Below are 22,497 nucleotides of genomic sequence, written 5' to 3' on the forward strand. Positions count from 1 at the left end.
ATTCAATATTTGCGCTACATTCTGTATTCCATATGCCTTTATCTACTAGCTCTCAATCCTTAGATAAGACCAATCTGCGTGATTGGCTCAATGCCCAAGCGACTAAGCTTGGGTTTGATGGCTTGCGGATTACTGACACCCATTTAGGGTCTGCGACTGATCGCCTAAAAGAATGGCTGGAGCAGGGTCGTCACGGCCAAATGGAATACATGCAGCGCCACGCTGATTTACGCTCTAATCCCGAACTCTTGGTTCCCGGGACCATGCGCGTGATTTGTGTATCCATGAACTACCTCCCGCCCGAAACTAATTTCGATACTGAGTGGCAACGACTAGAGGATCCCACTCAAGCAGTGGTTTCAATGTATGCCAGGGGGCGTGACTATCACAAAGTACTGCGTAATCGCTTGCAAGAATTTGCCCAACTCATCGAAGAACGTATTGGGAAGTTGGGCTATCGCGTATTTACCGATTCAGCCCCATTAATGGAGGTAGAGCTAGCGCGTAAGGCGGGATTAGGTTGGCGTGGTAAACACACACTTTTACTGAATCGAGAATCTGGCTCCACGTTTTTCTTGGGTGAGATCTTGGTAGATGTGCCACTACCGATTGATAAAGAGATTGAAGAGCATTGCGGAACTTGTACCTCTTGTATTGATGTATGTCCAACGCAAGCCATTACTGCACCATATCAATTAGATGCCAGAAGATGTATTTCTTATCTCACCATCGAAAATTCTGAAGCTATACCAGTTGAATTTAGAAGCGCTATGGGTAATCGCGTCTACGGCTGTGATGATTGCCAGTTGATTTGTCCTTGGAATAAGTTTGCTAAGCGCACTGAGCTACCAGACTTTGCAAGACGTCATGGCCTGGGGCAAGCAAGCCTCTTGCATTTATGGTCTTGGACTGAAGCGGAGTTTGAGCAACGCCATGAAGGCAGCGCCATTCGTAGAATTGGTTATAGCCGCTGGCGTCGTAATCTAGCGGTAGCAATGGGTAATGCGCTGGCAAGCTCTGCTCTAGCAGATACCGATAAGTCAGCAATACGCTCGGCTTTAACTAAGGCCCTTGTAGATGCTGATGCTTTGGTGGCCGAGCATATTGAATGGGCCCTAGGGGACTGCAAGGCTTAAAAAGTTACAAGGCTTACAATTAATCTATGTCATCTGCAGACCAGCCCTATATTGATCCTAGCGAAATCGCACTAGAAGAGTCTGCGGCAGAGCGCTTTAAAAATCCAAGCGATGCCTTTTGGTCTGGCATTCGGGATGCGGCAGGTGCTCCTGCTATGGTGCTCTTTGCTGGTATGGTGGGCTTTGGGGCTATGGGCAAAACCAACGGCTTTGATGTTTGGTTCACCACCTTCACTTCATTCTTCATGTTCGCGTTACCGGGACAGGTTGTCTTGCTCGAGATGGCGATTACTGGATCATCTGTTGTTGCAATCGCATTGGCAGTCACGCTTACATCAACGCGCTTTATTACCATGACAGTGACGCTCTTTCCGCAGTTTCATCAAAAAGATCGTAATCGCAGTTTGTATGCTTCCGTGCATTTGCTAGCGATGACAGCATGGGCCATCTCTATGCGCGAGTTTCATGCGATTGAGATTAAACATCGCCTCAGTTATTTTGTTGGCTTGGGATTACTGTGTTGGTTGATTTCGATTCCGGGAACCATCTTAGGCTTTTACTTGGCCGGTATGGTGCCACCCGCTGTGACCCTAGGCTTAGTCTTTATTAACCCCCTGTTTTTTTTGCTGACATTTACTGAGGTAAAGCCTTGGATTAATCGCATTGCCATCTTTTTGGGCTGTATTTTTGGCCCCATTTTCTTTGCAATTGATCGTGATACCAGTTTGTTAACGGCTGGCCTGGTCGCAGGTACTCTGGCTTACTTTATTGATCGTAAATTCTTGCGCAAGAAAACTGGAGTTATTGGATGAGTGTCATGGATACCGTGTCTAACGCGCTTTCAGGCTGGGGCTTGTGGATCGCCTTGGTAGGTGCTTGTCTTGGCACTTATTTTTGTCGCGCGATTGGCGTATTTCTATCGCAAAGCATTAATCAAGATAGCGAAATCTTCCGCTGGTTAGCTGCTGTGACCTATGCGATGGTAGCTGCTTTAACGATTCGCTTGATTGTGATGCCCTTAGGCTTGATGGCAACCGTGCCTTTGTGGATCCGGATTCTGATTTGCGCCTTGGCAATTGGCGTAATGATCTCTAAGCCAACTCGCCGTTTGGTTCCAGCCTTGTTGACTGGAACCTTGTTGATGGTGAGTTACGGCGTTATTCGTTGAAGCGTTAATACGTTAATTCGTTGATACGATAGTTCTTTAAGTACTTAGGTTCAGAGATGTGCCGCCAAAATTCTGGCGATATGTACAGCTTCTCGTTGAGTACCATCGGCAATTTGATGGCGACAGCTCGTGCCATCAGCTACCACCCAGCTATCGGGTGACTTTCGAATGCTTGGCAATAGACTGGCTTCGGCCATTTGCTTAGACACTTCAATATGCTCGGCCTCATAACCAAAGCTACCAGCCATACCGCAGCAAGATGATTCAATCAGCTTAGGTTCCGCATTGGGAATGAGTTTGAGTAATTCCATTGCAGGAGTTACTGCGGCAAATGCTTTCTGATGACAGTGACCATGAAATAACACTGACTTATCGGCTGACTTGAGATTCAATGTGAGCTTACCTGCCCTTACTTCGCTAGCCAAGAACTCTTCCAGCAATTGCGCTTGCTTAGAAACACTGACAGCACGATCGCCAAAGCCCATTACTAAGGCTTCATCTTTAAGGGTAAATAAGCATGAAGGCTCTAAACCAATAATCGGAATGTTTTTATCAGCATAGGGCGCGAGGTGATCAACCAATTCACCAAGAGTTTCCTTGGCTTTATCCACCATACCTGCAGCTAAATAGGTTCTGCCACAGCAAAACTCTTTGGAGCAGCCGTTTTCATTAGTATTAGCTTGCTTTATTTTGTTTGCTTGACTCTTGTGCGGAATATGCACGCGATAACCTGCTGCATTGAGTACTTTTAATGCTGCTTGTAGGTTTTCATCTTCGAAATAAGCATTGAAGGTATCTGCCAATAGAACAATACCTTTGCCATCGGTATTGCTAGCAAGCTGCTCTGGTGTGTACTCATAAGAGTTTGCTGCTTTCTGGTTCCAGAAAGTCTTACTCTTCCAGATCGGCAGACTTCTTTGTGCAGAAATTCCCATGACCCACTCTTGAAGGGTTGCAATGGGTTTAATGTGATTGCGGAAGTTTAATAAGGCCGGCAAGAATGGAATAGTGCTAATCGTGTTGGCGTATTTAGGAAGGTAAGCAACTGCTAAATCTCGCAAGGAATGGCCAACTCGCTTCTTGTAGGCAGATAAGAACTCAATCTTCATCTTGGCCATATCGACGCCAGTAGGGCACTCGCGACGGCAGGCCTTGCAGCTCACACACAGCTCCATCACTTCTTTAATGGCATCGCTTGCTAATGGAGAAGATTCGGGCGATGTTCCACTTTTTAGATCGAGTTGATTTGAGAGTGCTAGACGCAGAGTATTGGCTCTGCCGCGAGTAAGGTGTTTCTCATCACGTGTCACGCGATAGCTAGGGCACATTACTTCTGCATCAAATTTGCGACAGTGGCCATTGTTATTGCACATCTCTACTGCTTTAGCCAATCCCATGGCGGGATCACCACCTGTGCCGGGCGCAGTAGTTGCTTCTGTCACTGGATCGTTTTGCACATTCCAAGCAGACCAATCGAGCGCTGGTTTTAATGGAATAACTTTGTAGCTTGGTGGAAATCTAAAGTTGCTTGCATCATCCATCTTCGGCGGATCAACAATCTTGCCAGGATTAAATAATCCTTTTGGATCAAATGCATGTTTAATTTCAGCAAGAGCTTCAGTGATCTTGGGGCCAAACTGCCAAGAGATCCATTCGCCACGGCAAAGGCCATCGCCATGCTCACCGCTATAAGCACCTTTGTATTTACGTACCAAGGCTGAAGCTTCCTTGGCAACAGCACGCATTTTCTGAGCACCATCTCTACGCATATCCAAAATAGGACGCACATGCAGTGTGCCTACAGAAGCGTGGGCATACCAAGTGCCACGTGATCCATATTTAGAAAAGACATCAGTGAGTGCCTGAGTGTAATCAGCCAAACTCTCCAGTGGAACCGCGCAGTCTTCAATAAAGCTCACGGGCTTACCGTCGCCTTTGAGGCTCATCATGATATTCAGGCCTGCTTTACGTACTTCCCACAAGTTCTTTTGCAAAGACGCATCAGGCATAGGTACTACTGAGCCTGGCAAACCTAAATCACTCATGAGTTCTTGTAATGTTTTGATCTTCTCAAGTAATGGAGCATGTGCTTCACCAGAAAACTCCACCAACAAGATGGCTTCTGGAGTCTGCACCATGTGGTCAATGAGCGCAGTCTCGATCGTCTTTTTAAAGCTAGGATTGCTGCGCGCTAGATCAATCATGGTGCGATCAACTAACTCAACAGCGGTAGGACCGAGCTTCACAATATGTTGTGCACTATCCATTGCCTTATAAAAGCTGGCAAAGTTCACAATGCCCAATACTTTATGTTGGGGCAAAGGTGCTAGCTTGAGCTTGAGTGATTTAAAGTACCCAAGGGTGCCTTCGCTACCTACCAATAGATGAGCTAGATTCACGCTGCCATCTTGGGTGTAAGGCAACTCACTCTGTGGATGAAAGATATCAAGGTTGTAACCAGCAACACGCCTAAGCACCTTCGGAAAGCGTGCTTCGATTTCTGGTTGAAGGGTGGTAGCTAAGTTTTTAACAAAATTACCCAACTGCTTTGCGGCCCCAGTACTGCTTGCGTAATCGCTAAAGTTGGCAACTTTGCCATCTGCCAACCATGCGTCAATGCCTAAAACGTTGTGAACCATATTGCCGTAAGCAATTGAGCGACTGCCACAAGAGTTGTTGCCTGCCATGCCGCCAATCGTTGCTTGTCCTGCAGTAGAGACATCGACTGGATACCAAAGACCATGTTGCTTTAGTGGGCCGTTGAGGTGGTCTAGAACAATGCCAGGCTCAACTTCTACATAACCTTTATCTAGATTGAGATCTAAAACGTTTCTAAAGTATTTGGTGTTATCAATAACTAAAGCCGCACCAGTAGTTTGGCCGCACTGACTAGTGCCACCTCCACGTGGCAGAACGGGTACACCCATCTCAGCTGCAATCTGTATAGCGCTAGCAATATCTTGTGCAGTCTTTGGTACAAACACTGCAACTGGCATGGCTTGATAGATAGAAGCATCAGTCGCATAGCGCCCACGGCCCGCACTATCAGTCATCACTTCGCCAGAAGTCTCTTGGCATAAGCGCTTAGCTAGTGTGGCTTGATCCACCATGAGTTCTTTAAGGTCTAGGGGCTTATTCATGATTTGGCAGTTTCTGACTGAGCTTCTGATTGGAGTAATTGAGCAACCACATCACGTTTATTTCTGACGTGTTGGATCATAATTTTGCGCATGCGAGCACTATCCCTTGCCTTGAGGGCATCAAGCATCTCTTGGTGTTCTTCTACTGCCTTCTCCCATTTCACGCCATCCTGATTGGAAAGAAAGCGCAAGGCTTCAATACGTGCATTGACTTGAGTAAAGAGTTTGGATAGAACAGGATTGTTTGCTGCCTGATTAATGAGATGATGAATGCGTAAATTGAGTTTGTAATAACTCGATAAATCACGACGCGCATAAGAAGCCATCATTTCATATTGAAGGGCTTCTAATTCAGAGAGGGTGGCATCACTAATATTGATCGCAGCCAATTCTCCAGAGAACCCCTCTAGATCTGCAATCACATCAAACGTATTCAAAACATCTTCAAGGCTGAGTTGTATGGCAATGGCGCCACGATTGGCGATTAACTCCACCAAGCCTTCAGCGGCCAGACGGCGAATCGCCTCACGAATGGGGGTGCGGGAGACGTTGAGGCTCTCAGCCAATTCGCGTTCATTGAGTTTGCTGCCAGGGACGATCTTGCCTTCAACCAAGAGGGATCTGAGCTTCTCGAATGTAGCTTCATGCAAATTTTGTGAATTTGGCTGCTCTAGTACTGTCATGGATCAAGCTCTGGTCTTAATAATTTGTATACAAAATAAGAATAAACGATCTTAAGGCATAAATAAAGCCTTTAAATGCTTAAATTTGGCTTTATTCTGGGGTCTATTGCAAATAATTTGTATACAAAATAGAAATTTCGCAAAAATTGTCATACACTAGTAGCAGAAATAACTACCTATAAACACTTTAAAAGTGAGACACAGCATGTTGAAGCTTGATAACCACGCATCAGGACGCCATTTTTTACATATTCCTGGCCCAAGTCCTGTTCCTCCACGCGTACTGCGCGCCATTAGCTATCAAACAATTGACCACCGCGGTCCTGAGTTTGGTGCGTTTGGCCTGAAGGTATTGGATGGCATTAAAAAGATTTTCAAAACTGAGCAACCCGTCATTATTTATTCTGCCTCTGGAACAGGCGCTTGGGAAGGCGCATTAGTAAACGTTCTTAATCCTGGCGACAAAGTGTTGTTCTATGAAACTGGTCAGTTTGCTAACTTGTGGCGTGCTCTTGGTAAGCGTCTTGGTTTAGATGTGGAAGTAGTTGGTAAAGCAGGACAAGATTCTTGGCGTTGGGGTGTTGATGCATCTGTGATTGAAGAGCGTTTACGCAAAGACACTGGTCATGAGATCAAAGCGGTTTGCGTTGTGCATAACGAAACTTCGACCGGCGTGACTTCTAGTATTGCAGCAGTTCGCAAAGCGATTGATTCTTTAAAGCATCCAGCCTTATTGCTCGTAGACAGCGTATCTGGCTTGGGCTCAGCAGAATATGAGCACGACAAGTGGGGCGCGGATGTGACCATCTCTGGCTCACAAAAAGGCTTGATGTTGCCACCAGGTATTGGCTTTAATGCTTTATCACCACGCGCAATTGAAGTTAGCAAAAATAACAAAATTCATAAATCGTATTGGGCTTGGGATGAGATCCTAGAGTCGAATAAGAATGGATATTGGCCAACAACTCCCAGCACCAATTTGATGTATGGACTACATGAAGCGATGGACATGATGATGGCCGAGGGATTGGATACGATCTTTGCGCGTCACCAACGTTTAGCTGCTGCTTGTCGTGAGGCGGTCAATGCATGGGGTCTGGAGATTCAGTGTCAAGATCAAGATTGCTACTCACCAGTACTCACTTGTATTGCAACACCAGAAGGTATGGATGCAGATGTATTGCGTAAACATGCTTTGGAGAAATTCAATCTCTCGCTCGGAACAGGTTTAGGCAAGATCAAAGGCAAGGCATTCCGTATCGGCCATTTGGGCGATTGCAATGAATTGAGCTTGATGGCTGCCCTTAGCGGGGTAGAGATGAGTCTAGGTTCAATGGGTTACAAACCCAAGGCTAGCGGAGTCGTTGCAGCCCAAGAGTTCCTTAAATAAGAAGGACTTAGAGCAACACAGAAGCGTATTCAGTGGGGTGGAGCCTGATTCTGTATAAGGAATTACGCTACACCCCTTATAATTCAAGTACTTATATAGCAGTGCACGAAATAAACACACCATATTCGAGACAGAAAGATTAAACATGTTGGCTACTAAACCTTACTTAACTCAAGCTGATGTTCAAAAGATTTTGGATGCAGCAGACAAGCACGCTGCTGCCAATAATTGGGCAGTGACAATAGCCGTTTGTGATGATGGCGGTCATCTGTTGGGTTTAATTCGTCGCGATGGTTGTGCTCCAGTATCCGCATACATTGCTCAAGAAAAAGCACGTACAGCTGCAATGGGTAAGCGCGAGAGTCGCGTTTACGAAGAAATTATTAATAACGGCCGCACTTCATTCTTATCTGCCCCACACATTTCAGGCATGTTAGAAGGTGGGGTCAATATCGATGTAAATGGCTTTACCATCGGCGCAGTCGGCGTTTCCGGCGTTAAATCGACCGAGGATGCTGAAACCGCTAAGGCCGGCATTGCGGCCATCCTGTAAGTTACCTTGACAAATACTGCTACTGAAATAAATTCTTCTACAGGGGTGAGCGATACCGCCACTCCTGGTGTTACCCCTCCAGCAACAATCACTTTTGCTGACTTTGGTTTAGACCCGAAAATTCAAAAAGCGGTTCTTGAGCAGGGCTACACCATTCCCACTCCAATTCAAGCCCAATCAATACCGCATGTATTAGCAGGAAGTGACTTGATGGGCGCAGCGCAAACCGGTACTGGTAAGACTGCTGCCTTTGTATTACCGATTATTCAAAAGATTTTGCGTCACGCTAGCAACAGCGCCTCTCCCGCACGCCATCCAATTCGTGCGCTTGTTCTGACCCCAACTCGCGAGTTGGCAGTGCAAGTGTCGGAGAATGCCGCAAGTTATTCCAAACATACTGATTTACGTGCTGCCGTTGTTTATGGTGGCGTGGACATGAAAGAGCAAGTTGCAATTTTGCGTAATGGCGTAGAGATTTTGATTGCTACACCAGGACGTTTGCTCGATCACATTGGCTCCAAAGTTGCCAACCTTTCTCAAGTGGAGATTTTGGTTTTAGACGAAGCCGATCGCATGCTCGATATGGGCTTCTTGCCCGACTTACAGCGCATCATTGATCTGATTCCTGCGCAAAGACAAACATTATTATTCTCCGCAACCTTCTCGCCAGAAATCAAAAAGCTGGCACAAAGTTATTTACGCACTCCCGTAACGGTTGAGGTAGCTCGTCAAAACGCAGCCGCTGATACGGTGAAGCAAGTAGTGCACATGGTTTCGTCTGCGGATAAGCAACGTGCGATTGTCAAAGTTTTAGAGGCACGTACCCGCGCTGGTTTATCTCGTCAGTGCATCATCTTTACTAATAGCCGTTTAGGTTGTGCAAAGCTTTCTCGTGCCTTAGAGCGCGATGGCATTAAAGCCGGCGCGATTCACGGCGACAAGAGTCAGGGTGAGCGTACTCTAACTTTAGATGCATTTAAATCTGGCGCGATTGAAGCATTGGTAGCAACCGATGTTGCTGCACGCGGTCTAGATATTCCAGACATGCCTTGTGTGATTAATCACGAGCTGCCATATAACGCAGAAGACTTCATTCACCGCATTGGCCGTACTGGTCGTGCTGGTAGTAAAGGTGATGCGATTGCCTTGGTTGATGCCAGTGAGAAGCGCTTGCTAGACGATATTGAAAAATTGATGAAGCGTAAGTTGGATGTACAGCCTTTGCCTGAAGGAGCGCCTTCACAAAGTCGTCCATCATCCAGTAATTATGGCGGCTCTAGTGGATCCAGAAGCTCATATAGCGCACCAGCCAAAATGTCAGACCCCTTCTTCTATAAGCCTTATGAGCCATCTGCACCCGCAGCATCTGCTGCAGACGCTACCAATCCAGAAGAGAAAAAAGTTGGTATTACTCCTGCTAAGCCCGCTGTTGGCGCTTTGCTGGGTGGCTTTAAGAAAAAGTAATTCACTTCGAGTAATTTACTTCGAATCATTAACTTCGCCATGCATGAGTGGCTGCCAATAGCCACTCTGCAATAGTGACATTCTCGCCATCAGGCAAATGCTTCAACCCTAAATGTTTTGCCGCTTTGCGCAACTCAATCAGCGAGTGCTTGTCATCTTGTGTATTGATTTGATTTGCTAACGTTTGTTTACTGAGTTTTTCACCATGCTCATCGAGCACAAGAGGTAAATGTAGATACTTGGGCCTCTCATATCCCAATAGCTCTTGAAGATAAATTTGTCTTGCGGTATTACTCAATAGGTCTTGGCCGCGCACAATATGTGTAATGTTCTGCTCGGCATCATCGACTGCAACGGCAAGCTGATAAGTAAATAAACCGTCGCTTCGGCGTAGTACAAAATCCCCCACTTCGGTATTGAGATTCTGGCTTTGCGGCACCAATGCCAAGTCCTCAAATTCAATAAGGCAGTTTTGGGGAAGGGCGATACGCCAAGCCTTTTGTAATGACTTTACAGTTTCTACCCCATTGCTCATTAAGGAGGCAGGACGGCAAGTGCCGGGATAGACCATCTCATGGTTGCGGGACGTTTCAATCCCTTGGCTTGCAAGGGTATTGGCAATCATTTGCCGGGAACAGGAGCAGGAATATAGGCATTTGAGCTCATTTAAGCGCTCTAAAGCGCTTTGGTAAGCCTTGTGGCGCGCTGATTGATGGATGACCTCCTCGTCCCAAGAAAGGCCGCAGGCGAGCAATTGAGACTTAATCTGCCCAGTTGCCTCGGGTATACATCGGGGAGTATCCAAATCCTCGATTCTGAGTAGCCATTTACCCCCATTTTTACGGGCATCCAACCAGCTTCCAAGGGCAGCAACCAGGGATCCGGCATGGAGCGGACCAGTGGGCGAGGGGGCAAAGCGCCCACGATAGCCGCTGGCTGGGGATGAAGGGTTTTTAAGTTTGGACACAGCTAAAATCATCTCATGGCTTCACCCCGTTTTGTTCATCTTCGCGTCCATTCCGAGTTTTCGATTACGGATGGAGTCGTGCGCATTGATGATGCGGTAGCTGCCGCCGTCAAAGATGAGATGGGCGCGTTGGCCATCACAGATTTAAGTAATTTATTTGGTTTAGTACGGTTTTATACCGCCGCCCGATCTGGCGGGATCAAGCCGATTGCTGGGGCAGATGTTTGGATTAGCAACTCTCAAGACCCAGATCAGCCTTATCGATTATTGCTCTTGGTACAAAATCATTCCGGTTATCTCAATTTATGCGAGCTGCTAAGTAGGGCATCCCTAGACAATCAATCTCGTGGTCGCGCTGAAGTAAATTCCGCCTGGTTTAGTGAGCCCGCTGCCAAAGCAGAAGATAAGGCTGCTAAACGCACTCTGTCTTATGGATTAATTGCCCTTTCTGGCGCGCGCATGGGCGAAGTAGGTACAGCGCTATTGGGTGGGCAAGAAGATCAGGCCAAGATCATTGCCAGACGCTACGAAAAACTCTTTCCGAAGTCCTTCTATATCGAGGTTCAACGAGGCGGCAACCCTCAAGATGAAAAACAACTTCAACTTGCTTGCCATCTTGCTAGCGAGTTAGATCTGCCAGTGGTTGCAACACACCCAGTACAGTTCATGCAAAAAAGCGACTTTACTGCGCATGAGGCTCGTGTCTGCATTGCTGAAGGCGAGTTACTGGGCAATCCGCGCAGGGCTAAAAAGTTTAATGACGAGCAGTATTTCCTGACTCAAGCAGAAATGGAAACGCGTTTTGCTGATTTGCCTGCGGCATTGGCGAACTCGGTTGAAATTGCGAAGCGTTGCAACCTCTCGCTGGTTTTAGGTCAACCACGTTTACCGGATTTTCCAACGCCTCCTGGCATTACGCTCGATGATTATCTCTTGCAGCAATCGGAGATTGGTTTAAAGCGCCACATGGAGCGCAATTTCCCAGATGCAGAAGAGCGCGAAAAAGAAATGACACGCTATCACGAGCGCTTGGTCTTTGAGGTGAAGACAATTGCTCAAATGGGCTTCCCGGGATACTTCTTGATCGTAGCGGACTTCATTAACTGGGCTAAAAATAATGGCGTGCCTGTTGGTCCTGGTCGTGGATCTGGTGCGGGCTCTTTAGTCGCTTACTCACTTGGCATTACCGATTTAGATCCGCTGCGTTACAACCTGCTCTTTGAGCGTTTCTTAAATCCAGAGCGGGTATCCATGCCCGACTTTGATATCGACTTCTGTCAGCATGGTCGCGACCGTGTGATTCAGTACGTTAAGGATAAGTACGGTAAAGATGCGGTGAGTCAGATTGCAACCTTCGGAACGATGGCTGCAAGAGCGGCGATTCGTGACGTAGGGCGCGTGCTAGAGCAGGGCTATAACTTCGTAGATGGTATTGCAAAGCTAGTGCCGAATAAGCCAGGTCAGTACATGACCATTGAAATGGCGAAGAAGGAAGAGAAGCAATTAGCTGAGCGCGAAAAGAATGAGGATGAAGTTCGTCAATTACTATCCTTGGCGCAGCAGTTAGAGGGCATGACTCGTAACGTCGGTATGCATGCGGGTGGCGTATTGATTGCCCCTGGTCGCCTCACCGATTTTTGCCCTCTTTATACCCAGGAAAGTAAAGATCAAGATAGTAGCTCGGTCATTAGTCAGTTTGATAAAGATGATGTAGAAGCAATTGGTTTGGTGAAGTTCGACTTCTTGGGCTTGACTACCCTAACGATTTTGGCAGCAGCAGAGCGGTGGATTAAAGCACTCCATGCAGATCGCAGAGATTGGAATATCGGCGAGATTGCGTTAGACGATGAAAAAGCCTTTGATGTTCTTAAGCGCGCTAACACAGTTGCGGTATTCCAGCTAGAAAGCCGCGGCATGCAAGGCATGCTCCGTGAAGCTAAGCCCGACCGCTTTGAGGACATTATTGCTTTGGTAGCTTTATACCGCCCGGGCCCAATGGATTTGATCCCTGACTTTATTGAGCGTAAGCATGGTCGTCAAAAAGTAGAGTATCCAGATCCCCGTATTGAGCCCGTTCTAAGGGAGACCTACGGCATCATGGTCTACCAAGAGCAGGTGATGCAAATGGCACAGATGATCGGTGGCTACTCATTGGGTGGCGCTGACATGTTGCGACGTGCGATGGGCAAGAAAAAGCCAGAAGAAATGGCCCAACATCGCAAGATCTTTAGTGATGGCGCAAAAGCAGGCGGTATTACAGAGGCAAAAGCAAACGAGATTTATGACTTGATGGAGCGTTTTGCGGGTTACGGATTTAATAAGTCCCACGCAGCTGCATACGCACTCTTAGCTTACCAAACTGCTTGGCTCAAAGCGTATTACCCCGCAGAATTTATGGCGGCCAACTTATCACTCGCGATGGATGACACCGATAAGGTGAAGATTCTGTATGACGATTGCTTGGCTAACAATATTCGGGTGTTTTCACCAGATATCAACACTGGTGTTTATGAATTCACGCCATTGCGCGCGCCCGATGCTGCGCCAGATTCCCCAATTAGTCATATTCGTTATGGTTTAGGTGCGGTACGTGGTACTGGCGAGGCTGCGATTGAATCCATCGTGAAGGCACGTGAAACTGGCGGCCCATTTAAAGATTTATTTGATTTCTGCGCACGTGTTGATCGTCGTCAGGTGAATCGTCGTGCTATTGAAGCTCTAATGCGTGCTGGTGCCTTTGATAGCTTGTATCGCGACTCTGTCCCTGCAGGTGGAAATCTGTATGACATCCGCTCAACCTTGCTTGCCTCTCTAGCGAGAGCGATTGAGGCTGCTGAACAAGCCGAGGCATCAATACATCAAGTGAGCTTATTTGAGGTTGCAGGTGAAGAGGATCGCCATCTCCCAGAGTTAGTGCGTGAGCCTACCTGGTCTGAGAAAAAGCGCTTACAAGAAGAGAAGACCTCTTTAGGTCTTTGCTTAACGGGGCATATGTTCGATGCCTATCGTGATGAGACCTCCCACTTCATTCGTCAACCCCTATCCAAGGTAGCAGAAGGTAAGGATCAACTCATTGCGGGGATCATCACTTCTGCACGAATGCTCACTGGTCAACGTGGTCGCATGATGATTGCAACTATCGATGATGGTTCTGCAGCGCTTGAAGTGACCTTGTATAGCGAAGTCTACGAACCCAATCGTTCTTGGTTAAAAGAAGATGAGCTGTTGGTTGCCAAGGTAAATGTGATGCCCGATAAGTTCTCTGGCGGAATGCGGATTGTCTCTGAGGCAGTAATGGACATTACTGGCGCACGTATGCGCTTTGCTCGCAATGTCCATGTTTGTATTGATAACGCGATCGATATCAAAATGCTCCGTAGCCAAATTAACCCCTACCTCATGGCCAATCGTGTGCGAGATCCAAAGTTGGGTGCATCTGCCTCGGCTGGGCCCGGGTCGAATGAGGGCATGAAGGGCTTAATGCTCACTGCTGCCGTCACTACCAGTGGTGGCGCTTGTTTAATGCAGTTCCCGGAAGAGTTACGCATTTACCCAGATGATGCATGCTTGCATGGACTCAATCAAATCCTAGCTTCTAAGCAAAAAGACCCTGTACAGATTCGGTACCTCTAGTCACGTCATTCAGTATTGACTGTTAATCTAGTTCGACAATACTTTCCCAATAGCCTCAATCACTTGTCCAGGCTCTAGTAAATCTAAACATTCGCTGTAACTATCCGCTTTGTCTAGACATCCAGCCTTACGACAAGGGACGCATTCACCAGGACCCTGAAGAATGGTGACTTTGCCAACTGTTTGGGCGCGGGCGCGTAATTGATAAGGCTGTTCGCCAATAAACCCATTGGGCCAAGGGCCGAAGTTGGTTGGTGGGGTGGCGCCAAATAAGGTAATCGTTGGGGTATTGCACGCCGCGGCTAAATGGGTAATCGAGGTATCGACGCCGATATATAAAATAGCATTCCGAATCAGTGTGCCTGCTTGAGGAATCGATAATTTGCCCGCAGCATTGATCACTTGTTTTTTGCTTTCATCATCCAGCAAAGAAATGATGTCGTGATTGAGTTGTACATCTTGCTTTGCAGGTGAGGCACTTAATACCACCTGAAAACCTTGTTTTATCAGCCAAGTAATGAGTGCTTGCCAATAAGCAAGTGGCCAACGTTTGTAGGCAGTGAGCGGTCCTGGGTGCACAACGACATAAGGTTGCTTGAGTTCGTTAACAATAGCGGGTGTTAAGGGCTCTCCAGCAGGCGAAGTAACCGAAATCGGCTTGGTAAAAAGTTCAGAGCGATTTTGAAAGAAGGGCTCTAGTAGGCGCAGTTTTTCAGTAATGACATGCTGATTAAAGTAGTCAACATCCACTGTATGCATGCAGATGAATTTCTTCCAAGCGTTTTGCTTTTTGCTCTTGCTGCGTTTGTGTTGATCTTGTGCATCTTTACCCTGGGGATGACCGCCAAGCACGCCAACCCTTCTGAACGCAGCAACCAAGCCATAGAAGTAAGCACGATCACTGGGTTGCGTCACTACTGCCAAGTCATAACGCTGAAAAAGACGATTAAATAGGGTTAGGTATTCGCCAAAGCCAGGTCGATCAGAGGTTTCAATTACTTCAGCAATGTCGGGATTGCCATGGAGCATCTCCAGCTTGCCGCGGTAACCTAAGAAATGAAATTCTGCATCCGGCCAGAGCTCTCTAGCCTTGCTAATTAAGGGTGTCGTTACTAATACGTCGCCAATTTGCCTGGTGGCAATGAATAGGACTTTTTTAGGTTTGAGTTTGGAGTAAGAAGTCATCGCTATCGGAATACTTAAAGTGCTTTAGCTAGAATCTTTTCACGCACACGACGGGCATTCTCAGCGGCGTTGCTTTGATCATGGATTTTATGAAAGAGATGAAGTACTTCGGTCGACCAAGATCCAGATTTGCGGCGAATACCATGGTGTTGTAATCGGAAAACAAAATCAGCGTCTTCATGTCCCCAGCCCATCATGGTTTCATCAAATCCATGGATTGCATCTGCATCTGCCTTCCAGCAGGCTAGATTACATCCTTTAATACGACGCCAAACAAATTTTTGGTAATCACGCCAAGAGCCATTACCCAACTTTATCTTGAGGGGCCAATATTTATTGATGCCAGTACTAAGGCGCTTACTTAATAGTCCTGCGCAAAATGTCTGAAAACTCCAATGGGGCCAGGTGAGTAGTTCTTGGGTCAGACTTTCATTAAGCAAGACTCTACTGCCGGTAACAAGGTATCCCTTTTGGGCTAATTGACGATGCCGAGCTACAAAGTCTGGCTGAACGATGCAATCACCATCTAGGAAAACTAAATAGTCACCATGGGCAGCAGCTATTGCTTGATTCAAAATCTTGGTTTTCCGAAAACCCTGATCTTCTTGCCAGAGATGTGTGATTGAGATCGGATGAGTGGCCTTGATTGCTTCAATAAGGTGCCGCGAACTCTCAGCAGAACCATCATCAGCAATAATAATTTCAAAGTTCTTATCGGTTTGAGTGGCCAGCGATTCCAGGCAAAGCTTGAGCGCTTGTGGCCAATTGTAGGTGGCCAACAAAATCGAAATCATTTATTTGCTTCCTGGTTTAGATGCCAGAGCTTCATGTAGCGGTAGTAGGTGCCTTGACCATTGGACGCTGCTAAAGCAAATCCTTGGGCACCGTCCAAAAATCCGGCGCGAATAAGATAAGTACGAATAAAGGCCCAAACGCCATGTAAAACTGCCTTAGCAGGGCTGCTAGTTTTGCCTTTGGCGAACGCTTGCTCTGCTGATGCTGTGGAATATCGATCTAGCTTTTGCAGAACTTGTGAATAGTTCATAAAGCTGTAATGCAACATGGGGTTCTCTAGTCTTGCAACCTGACCATTCGGAATGAGACGCTCATGGACCAGATCATCCGAGAAGCGAGCAGTTCCTCTCTTAAAGAGGCGATCGACATAATCGGGACTCCAGCCAGAGTGGCGGATAAAGCGCCCGCAATACCAGGACAACCTGGGGATAGCAAAACAATTCACATGGGCGCTATGGTGAATCGCTGTCAGAATTTCGGATTTCAGGGCGGGGGTTAGTCTTTCATCGGCATCCAGGGATAGCACCCACTCGCTGGTAGCGAGGTCTAAAGCGCGATTCTTTTGGGGGCCAAAACCAGGCCAATCCGCAGGCTGAGAAATGCTTGCCCCATGCTTTTTGGCTATTTCTAGGGTGCGGTCAGAGCTATTGGTATCAACCACCACGATCTGCTGGGCGATCCCTTCCAGGGAGGTCAGACAATCGTCCAAATTGGCCTCTTCATTGCGGGTGATGAGTATGACTGATAAGGTGGGCATAATTCATTATATGAATGCTCAAGACCGTACTGCCCTAAATCGCTTAATTACCTACCTCAAGCCCCATTATGGCTTGATTATTGGGTCGCTTTTGGCCATGGCTCTAGTGGCTGGAGCCGAAACCTCCATTCCGGCCCTTATGAAGCCTTTGCTGGACCGCGGCTTTACTGGTCAGCTCAATAGCAAGCTCTGGCAAGTCCCTGTTTTTTTGGTTGGCTTGGCCTTAGTTCGTAGTTTGGCTCAATTTTTATCCAATTATCTATTAACTCGCGTAATTAATGCGGTGTTATTGAAATTGCGCGAGCAAATGTTTCAAACACTTTTGCACGCAAAGACCACTTTTTTTCAACAGAACTCTGCATCAAATCTCATTAATGCAGTTGTCTTTGAGGTGAATAATGTTCTTTCCATTATGGGTGGAATGTTAATTAGCTTGGTGCGTGACTCACTCACTGTAATTGGTTTGATGGGCTATCTTATCTACCTAAACTGGCAATTGACATTGGTCGTTCTGTTTATTTTCCCCGTGATTGCATTCATCATGAGCAAAATTAACCGCCGCTTAAGATCGTTAAATAGAGAGCAGCAAACACTCACTAGTGAGCTTGCCTATATTGTGGAAGAGGCGTCTGCGGGATATAAGATAGTGAAAGTTCATGGTGCTGAAGAGTACGAAATGAACCGCTTTAAGCAAAAAGCTGAACGTGCACGTCAGTTTGCCTTGAAGTCTGCTGTGGCTGGTGGGCTAAATCAGCCAATTACTCAGTTGATTGCCTCTATGGCTTTATCCGTAGTGCTGGTAATCGCGTTGATGCAGTCTGCCACCGAAGGCACGACTGTTGGTGGTTTTGCGGCATTTATTACCGCCATGATGTTGGTGATTTCACCGCTTAAGCACTTGGCCGATATTAATCAGCCGTTACAACGTGGCCTTACTGCTGCAGAAATGATTTTTGGATTAATGGATCAGCCTTTTGAAGAGGATGAAGAGCATAAGCAGAACATGAAATCGCTCAACAAGGCAAAAGGTGCTATTCGTTTTGATGATGTTGGGTTCTCATATCAACAAGAGGCGGGGCGAAAAGATGCTTTGCGCAATATCAATCTCAACATTAAACCGGGTGAAGTTGTAGCCTTTGTTGGCCCTTCGGGTGGTGGTAAATCTACGCTCGTTAATTTATTGCCGCGCTTCTATGAGCCTACCAGTGGCCACATTTTCTTAGATGACATTCCTCTCGAAGATATTGTGTTGGCTGATGTGCGACGTCAGATTGCTTTTGTGAGTCAGGACGTCATTCTCTTTAACGATACGATTGCTGCTAACGTCGCCTATGGTGCCAGCGATCAAGGCGGTATTGATCGCGGACGTGTCATGGAGGCCTTAGAGGCTGCTAATTTGAGCGCGCTAATTAAAGAGTTACCTGAAGGTATTGATTCGATGGTGGGTGATAACGGTAATCGCTTATCCGGTGGACAACGCCAGCGTATGGCTATTGCCCGCGCAATCTATAAAAATGCACCAATTTTGATTTTGGATGAAGCTACTTCAGCCTTGGATTCTGAATCCGAACGTCAGGTTCAGGAAGCGCTCGAGCGCTTAATGGTGAATAGGACTACTTTGGTGATTGCTCACCGTTTATCAACAATTGAACATGCCGACCGAATTGTGGTGCTTGAGCATGGCAAGATTGTTGAAAATGGTTCCCACGAAGATTTAATTAAGCAAGATGGCCTATATGCGAATCTACACCGTATCCAATTCTCTAACGCTTAATTTAGTACAACGAAAATCTAGAAGCTTTAACTGAGAACAATATCGTATTGTTCTTGACGGAAGCTACCCTCAGCTTGGAGGGTAATCGGCTTGCCAATGAAGTCACCCAGTTGTGCCAAGAATTGATTTTCTTCTTCCAAGAATAGATCAATGACATCAGGTGCTGCCACAATTCTGAATTCTCGTGGATTAAACTGGCGGTGCTCTCGCACAATCTCTCGCAAAATCTCGTAACAAATTGTCTGCGCAGTTTTAATCTCACCCTTGCCAAGGCAAGTAGCGCAAGGCTCACAGGTGATGTGGGCTAATGACTCACGAGTGCGTTTGCGAGTCATTTCTACTAAACCCAAAGCAGAAAAGTCACTCACTGAGGTGCGTGCATGATCGCGCTCTAGGTTGCGTTTGAGTTCATGCAAAACTGATTCTTGATGGTCTTTGCCAACCATATCAATAAAGTCGATGATGATGATGCCACCCAAATTGCGTAAGCGGAGTTGGCGGGCAATCGCTTGAGCTGCTTCCAAATTAGTTTTGAAGACGGTGTCATCAAGATTGCGTGCGCCGACATAACTGCCAGTATTGACATCAATCGTTGTCATAGACTCCGTTTGATCAATCATGAGATAGCCGCCGGACTTTAGATCTACTCGACGACCGAGAGCCTTATTGATCTCTGCATCCACATCAAACAAATCAAATAACGCGCGCTCGCCACGATGTAGGGTCAGCTTGCCCAGTAGATTGGGCATGTAAGCGGTGGTAAAAGCTTTGAGCTTCTCAAAATTTTCAGCAGAATCCACCCGAATTTGAGTGGTTTCTTCTCCAGCAACATCACGCAAGACTCGCTCAGCAAGACTGAGATCTTGATGGAGGAGGGTGGGGGCTGGATTATGTTTCATTGCCGCATGAATGTTTTCCCAGGTGGTCCGCAGGTAAAGCATGTCATGCTGAAGTTCGGTATCGGATGCATCTTGGGCGCTGGTGCGGACAATAATGCCGCCCTTTTCATCGTCAGCCATCAGGCTGGCAAGACGAGCCTTGATCGCCTCACGCTCTTCAGGTTGATCAATGCGCTGAGAAACGCCGATATATTTTTCAGTTGCAGCATCGCTGCCCGCAGGGGGTAAATAAACCAAGTTACGGCCAGCAATACTCAATTGGGTTGTCAGGCGAGCCCCTTTAGTACCCAGTGGATCTTTTAATACTTGCACTAACAGTGTTTGCCCCTCAAACAATAGTTTTTCAATTTGTGCCTGAGGATTATTTTGGGTGATGTCTGCAACGTGCATAAAAGCAGTGCGCTCGAGACCAATTTCAATAAATGCTGATTGCATACCTGGCAATACGCGAGCAACTTTAGCCAAATAGATATTGCCGACGATACCTCGTTGCCGAGTACGCTCAATCTGCAATTCTTGAACCGCGCCTTGCTGAATTAAAGCAACTCTCGTTTCTTGCGGGGTGATATTGATCAGTATCTCTTCGTTCATATGCTGCTGACTTGGGCGCGTTCTAGTAAAAGCCTGGTTTCATAAATAGGTAGACCCATGATACCGCTATAGCTTCCCTGAATTGAGGGAATAAAAGTGCCACCGAGTCCCTGGATGCCATAGGCCCCGGCCTTACCAAAAGGCTCGCCGCTGGCGATATAGGCATTTATCTGCTCTATAGATAAATCGGCAAACTGAACTTCAGAAACCTGTACTAGCTGTATTGGTTTTTCATCGGGATTTATGGTCACAGCTACCGAGCTGAGCACTTCATGTACTTTGCCGCTGAGCATACTCAAAATACGCATAGCATCTGCTGCATCAGCCGGCTTGCCCAGAATTTCTCCATCAGGATTATTGGGTAGGCTCACAGTGGTATCGGCGCAGAGAATCGGGGCCCAAGGCAATCCACTTTTTTTCCATCTCGAAAGTGCTGCAGCACTTTTTGCCAAAGTAACACGCTCTACATAGGCGCGAGCCTTTTCATTGGCCAAGGGAGTTTCGATACTTTCACTGTCTTCATCGGGGGTGGGTAACAGCATTTCAAAGCGAATGCCAATTTGCTTTAAGAGATCTTGTCGACGAGGACTCTGCGAAGCAAGGTATATAAAAGAATGCACGGGGTTTATTAACTTACTCACGATGATATGGATGGCCTTGCAGAATGGTCCAGGCTCGATAGAGTTGCTCAACTAGCAATACTCTAGCCATTGCATGAGGCAAGGTAAGGCTAGATAGTCGCCACATGGCTTGTGCACTTGCTTTTAAGCTCGCGTCCAAGCCATCCGCCCCACCAATTAAAAAGGTGATGTCAAAGCCCTCTTGGCGCCAACTGGCCAGTTGAGTCGCTAAGTTTTGTGTAGTTTGATCTTTGCCACGTTCATCCAAAGCAATCACCCTGGATCCCTTTGGAATGACTGCAGCAATCTTTACGGCTTCTTTTGCGGGGGTGAGATCTGGTTTGATCTCTTTGATTTCAATACTGCAGTCAGCAGGCATTCTTTTGATGTAGTCATGGGTGGCAGTTGCAACCCACTCGGGCATCTTATGACCAACTGAAACAATAGTTAAGCGCATCGATTTAAATCGAAACGAAATTATTCGTCGTCGTCTTCAGGTTCGCTGGCCTTAGCAAGACCTTTGTCGCCAGCTAATTTGACGCGTACTGGCTTAGCACCCCACATACCTTCAAGCTGGTAATAAGAGCGAAGCATCGGTTGCAAAATATGCACAACAACGTCGCCGCAGTCTACCAATACCCATTCACCAGTTTCTAAACCTTCAATAGAAATAACTTCACCACCTTTAGCATTCACCTCTTCTTTGACAGACATTGCTAATGAGCGGGTTTGGCGATTGCTTGAGCCTGTGGCAATAACCACGCGATCAAATAATTCGCTTAATTTAGTCGTGTCATATACACGAATATCCTGTGCTTTGACATCTTCTAGAGCATCAATCACGACGCGTTGTAATTTACGTAAGTCCATATTTTCTCGGTAATAATTTTTGTATTTAAGGTGATCTTAGCTTGATTGCTGATACAAGCCCAGATTTGTAATGATTTCTAGGGTGTGGGTTGGTATTTGCTCTGACGCTATAGCGCTTCTAGAGCTTGATTTGAGGAGATCTCGTAACTCGGTGGAGGATAGATCGACATTCAAGCTGTCATCGATATATATGAGGCCTGCAGTGCTATTTTCAAGGGCAGCAAGCTCTTTTGTCTCATGGTCTTTAATAAATTGCGTCACATCAGGGCTAATTTGATCTTGTAGATCATGATGTGGTCTAGTGGCCACGGCAAAATTGACGTATTGACTCAGCTTTTCCCAAGAATTCCAGCTAGGAAGCGCTACCAAGGAATCTGCTCCCATTAGCCAAGTCAGGCTAGCATTTGCTCCAAATCGCTCTCGCAAGGCTTTGACAGTATCGATTGCATAGCTTGGTCCAGCGCGATCGATTTCTATGCGGTCAATACCCACTTGAGTAGCGATCTTGAGATATAAAAATGTGCGCGCTAAATCAATTCCAGCAGCCTCGGTTAGCTTAAAACGTATTTCTGCAGAAGTGATGCCAGCCCCTTTTTGCCAGGGTTCACCGCTGGGAATGAGTAGCAGGGCATCTAGTCGCAACAGTCTTGAAAAATGAGTAGCCAGCTTTAGATGGCCCACATGAGGGGGGTCAAAAGTCCCCCCAAGAATGCCAATTTTTTTAGACGGATTCAAAGGTAAGGCGCTCAAGCTAGCCAATCTCGTGGCTTGAGGTAATGGTCATATAACTTAGCCTCAGGCGTGCCAGGAGCTGGCTGCCAGTTGTACCACCACTGAACCACTGGTGGCATCGACATCAGAATCGATTCAGT

The 22,497-nt window shown here is 46.8% G+C and carries 19 protein-coding genes and 1 pseudogene; 8 read left to right on the forward strand and 12 right to left on the reverse strand.

Annotated features, from left to right (window positions below):
* The first annotated feature begins 32 nt into the window (after window positions 1–32).
* Genes queG through ICN36_RS07100 form a run of 3 tightly spaced genes read left to right on the forward strand, consistent with a single transcriptional unit; the run spans window position 33 to window position 2,304 of the window.
* The gene (queG, locus tag ICN36_RS07090; protein ID WP_216227678.1) at window positions 33–1,136 is read left to right on the forward strand and encodes a tRNA epoxyqueuosine(34) reductase QueG; all 1,104 of its coding nucleotides are present in this window, start codon (window positions 33–35) and stop codon (window positions 1,134–1,136) included.
* Window positions 1,137–1,162: 26 nt separating this feature from the next.
* Entirely contained in the window at window positions 1,163–1,948 is a 786-nt protein-coding gene (locus tag ICN36_RS07095) for an AzlC family ABC transporter permease (RefSeq protein ID WP_216227679.1), read from the forward strand.
* Window positions 1,945–2,304: an AzlD domain-containing protein gene (locus ICN36_RS07100; RefSeq protein WP_216227681.1), complete on the forward strand. Its 360-nt coding sequence runs from the start codon at window positions 1,945–1,947 to the stop codon at window positions 2,302–2,304. The genes ICN36_RS07095 and ICN36_RS07100 overlap by 4 nt, the downstream gene beginning before the upstream one ends.
* A gap of 50 nt (window positions 2,305–2,354) precedes the next feature.
* On the opposite strand, the gene ICN36_RS07105 is transcribed toward ICN36_RS07100, so the two are convergent.
* A complete protein-coding gene (locus tag ICN36_RS07105) occupies window positions 2,355–5,444 on the reverse strand; it encodes an FAD-binding and (Fe-S)-binding domain-containing protein (protein WP_216227682.1) in 3,090 nt (1,029 codons plus the stop codon).
* Window positions 5,441–6,127 (reverse strand): GntR family transcriptional regulator, encoded by a 687-nt coding sequence (locus ICN36_RS07110; protein WP_216227685.1) that lies wholly within the window; start codon window positions 6,125–6,127, stop codon window positions 5,441–5,443. The genes ICN36_RS07105 and ICN36_RS07110 overlap by 4 nt, the downstream gene beginning before the upstream one ends.
* Window positions 6,128–6,332: 205 nt before the next feature.
* Between ICN36_RS07110 and ICN36_RS07115 the strand changes: the two genes are divergently transcribed.
* The 3 genes from ICN36_RS07115 (at window position 6,333) to ICN36_RS07125 (ending at window position 9,534) form a co-directional block, all read left to right on the forward strand.
* Window positions 6,333–7,517 carry an alanine--glyoxylate aminotransferase family protein gene (locus tag ICN36_RS07115; RefSeq protein WP_216227687.1) on the forward strand — a complete coding sequence of 395 codons (1,185 nt, stop codon included), beginning with the start codon at window positions 6,333–6,335 and terminating at the stop codon, window positions 7,515–7,517.
* 148 nt (window positions 7,518–7,665) lie between these two features.
* Complete coding sequence (locus ICN36_RS07120; protein WP_216227729.1) at window positions 7,666–8,070, forward strand: heme-binding protein; 405 nt, start codon at window positions 7,666–7,668, stop codon at window positions 8,068–8,070.
* Window positions 8,071–8,076: 6 nt separating this feature from the next.
* Window positions 8,077–9,534 carry a DEAD/DEAH box helicase gene (locus ICN36_RS07125; RefSeq protein WP_216227689.1) on the forward strand — a complete coding sequence of 486 codons (1,458 nt, stop codon included), beginning with the start codon at window positions 8,077–8,079 and terminating at the stop codon, window positions 9,532–9,534.
* Between the two features lie 28 nt (window positions 9,535–9,562).
* Here ICN36_RS07125 and gluQRS read toward each other — a convergent pair whose 3' ends face one another.
* Window positions 9,563–10,513, reverse strand: a complete 951-nt coding sequence (gene gluQRS, locus ICN36_RS07130) for a tRNA glutamyl-Q(34) synthetase GluQRS (RefSeq protein WP_216227691.1) — start codon at window positions 10,511–10,513, stop codon at window positions 9,563–9,565.
* 3 nt (window positions 10,514–10,516) lie between these two features.
* On the opposite strand from gluQRS, the gene dnaE reads away from it, so the two are divergent.
* Window positions 10,517–14,134: a DNA polymerase III subunit alpha gene (gene dnaE, locus ICN36_RS07135; RefSeq protein WP_216227693.1), complete on the forward strand. Its 3,618-nt coding sequence runs from the start codon at window positions 10,517–10,519 to the stop codon at window positions 14,132–14,134.
* A gap of 27 nt (window positions 14,135–14,161) precedes the next feature.
* Here the strand turns inward: dnaE and ICN36_RS07140 are convergent, their stop codons facing one another.
* Genes ICN36_RS07140 through ICN36_RS07150 form a run of 3 tightly spaced genes read right to left on the reverse strand, consistent with a single transcriptional unit; the run spans window position 14,162 to window position 16,871 of the window.
* Window positions 14,162–15,319: a glycosyltransferase family 9 protein gene (locus ICN36_RS07140; protein ID WP_216227695.1), complete on the reverse strand. Its 1,158-nt coding sequence runs from the start codon at window positions 15,317–15,319 to the stop codon at window positions 14,162–14,164.
* Between the two features lie 14 nt (window positions 15,320–15,333).
* A complete protein-coding gene (locus tag ICN36_RS07145; protein WP_216227696.1) occupies window positions 15,334–16,113 on the reverse strand; it encodes a glycosyltransferase family 2 protein in 780 nt (259 codons plus the stop codon).
* Entirely contained in the window at window positions 16,110–16,871 is a 762-nt protein-coding gene (locus ICN36_RS07150) for a glycosyltransferase family 2 protein (protein WP_216227697.1), read from the reverse strand. The genes ICN36_RS07145 and ICN36_RS07150 overlap by 4 nt, the downstream gene beginning before the upstream one ends.
* A 10-nt stretch (window positions 16,872–16,881) precedes the next feature.
* Between ICN36_RS07150 and msbA the strand changes: the two genes are divergently transcribed.
* On the forward strand, window positions 16,882–18,645 hold the full coding sequence (gene msbA / locus ICN36_RS07155) for a lipid A export permease/ATP-binding protein MsbA (protein WP_216227698.1): 1,764 nt from the start codon (window positions 16,882–16,884) through the stop codon (window positions 18,643–18,645).
* 26 nt (window positions 18,646–18,671) lie between these two features.
* On the opposite strand, the gene rng is transcribed toward msbA, so the two are convergent.
* From rng to ICN36_RS07185, 6 genes and pseudogenes are all read right to left on the reverse strand, one after another.
* Window positions 18,672–20,135: a ribonuclease G gene (gene rng, locus ICN36_RS07160; protein ID WP_216227699.1), complete on the reverse strand. Its 1,464-nt coding sequence runs from the start codon at window positions 20,133–20,135 to the stop codon at window positions 18,672–18,674.
* Window positions 20,132–20,776: a nucleoside triphosphate pyrophosphatase gene (locus ICN36_RS07165; RefSeq protein WP_370623449.1), complete on the reverse strand. Its 645-nt coding sequence runs from the start codon at window positions 20,774–20,776 to the stop codon at window positions 20,132–20,134. Before ICN36_RS07165 ends, rng begins: the two co-directional genes overlap by 4 nt.
* On the reverse strand, window positions 20,769–21,212 hold the full coding sequence (gene rlmH / locus ICN36_RS07170) for a 23S rRNA (pseudouridine(1915)-N(3))-methyltransferase RlmH (protein WP_216227700.1): 444 nt from the start codon (window positions 21,210–21,212) through the stop codon (window positions 20,769–20,771). Before rlmH ends, ICN36_RS07165 begins: the two co-directional genes overlap by 8 nt.
* Window positions 21,213–21,235: 23 nt before the next feature.
* Window positions 21,236–21,625: pseudogene (rsfS, locus tag ICN36_RS07175) on the reverse strand (ribosome silencing factor); the annotation flags it as partial.
* 36 nt (window positions 21,626–21,661) lie between these two features.
* Window positions 21,662–22,375, reverse strand: a complete 714-nt coding sequence (gene nadD, locus ICN36_RS07180; protein WP_216227702.1) for a nicotinate (nicotinamide) nucleotide adenylyltransferase — start codon at window positions 22,373–22,375, stop codon at window positions 21,662–21,664.
* A partial coding sequence (locus ICN36_RS07185; RefSeq protein WP_216227731.1) for a coproporphyrinogen III oxidase occupies window positions 22,372–22,497 on the reverse strand: 126 nt, incomplete at its 5' end. The genes ICN36_RS07185 and nadD, both read right to left, overlap by 4 nt.

The sequence above is a fragment of the Polynucleobacter sp. UK-Gri1-W3 genome (genome assembly GCF_018881595.1).
GTDB lineage: Bacteria > Pseudomonadota > Gammaproteobacteria > Burkholderiales > Burkholderiaceae > Polynucleobacter.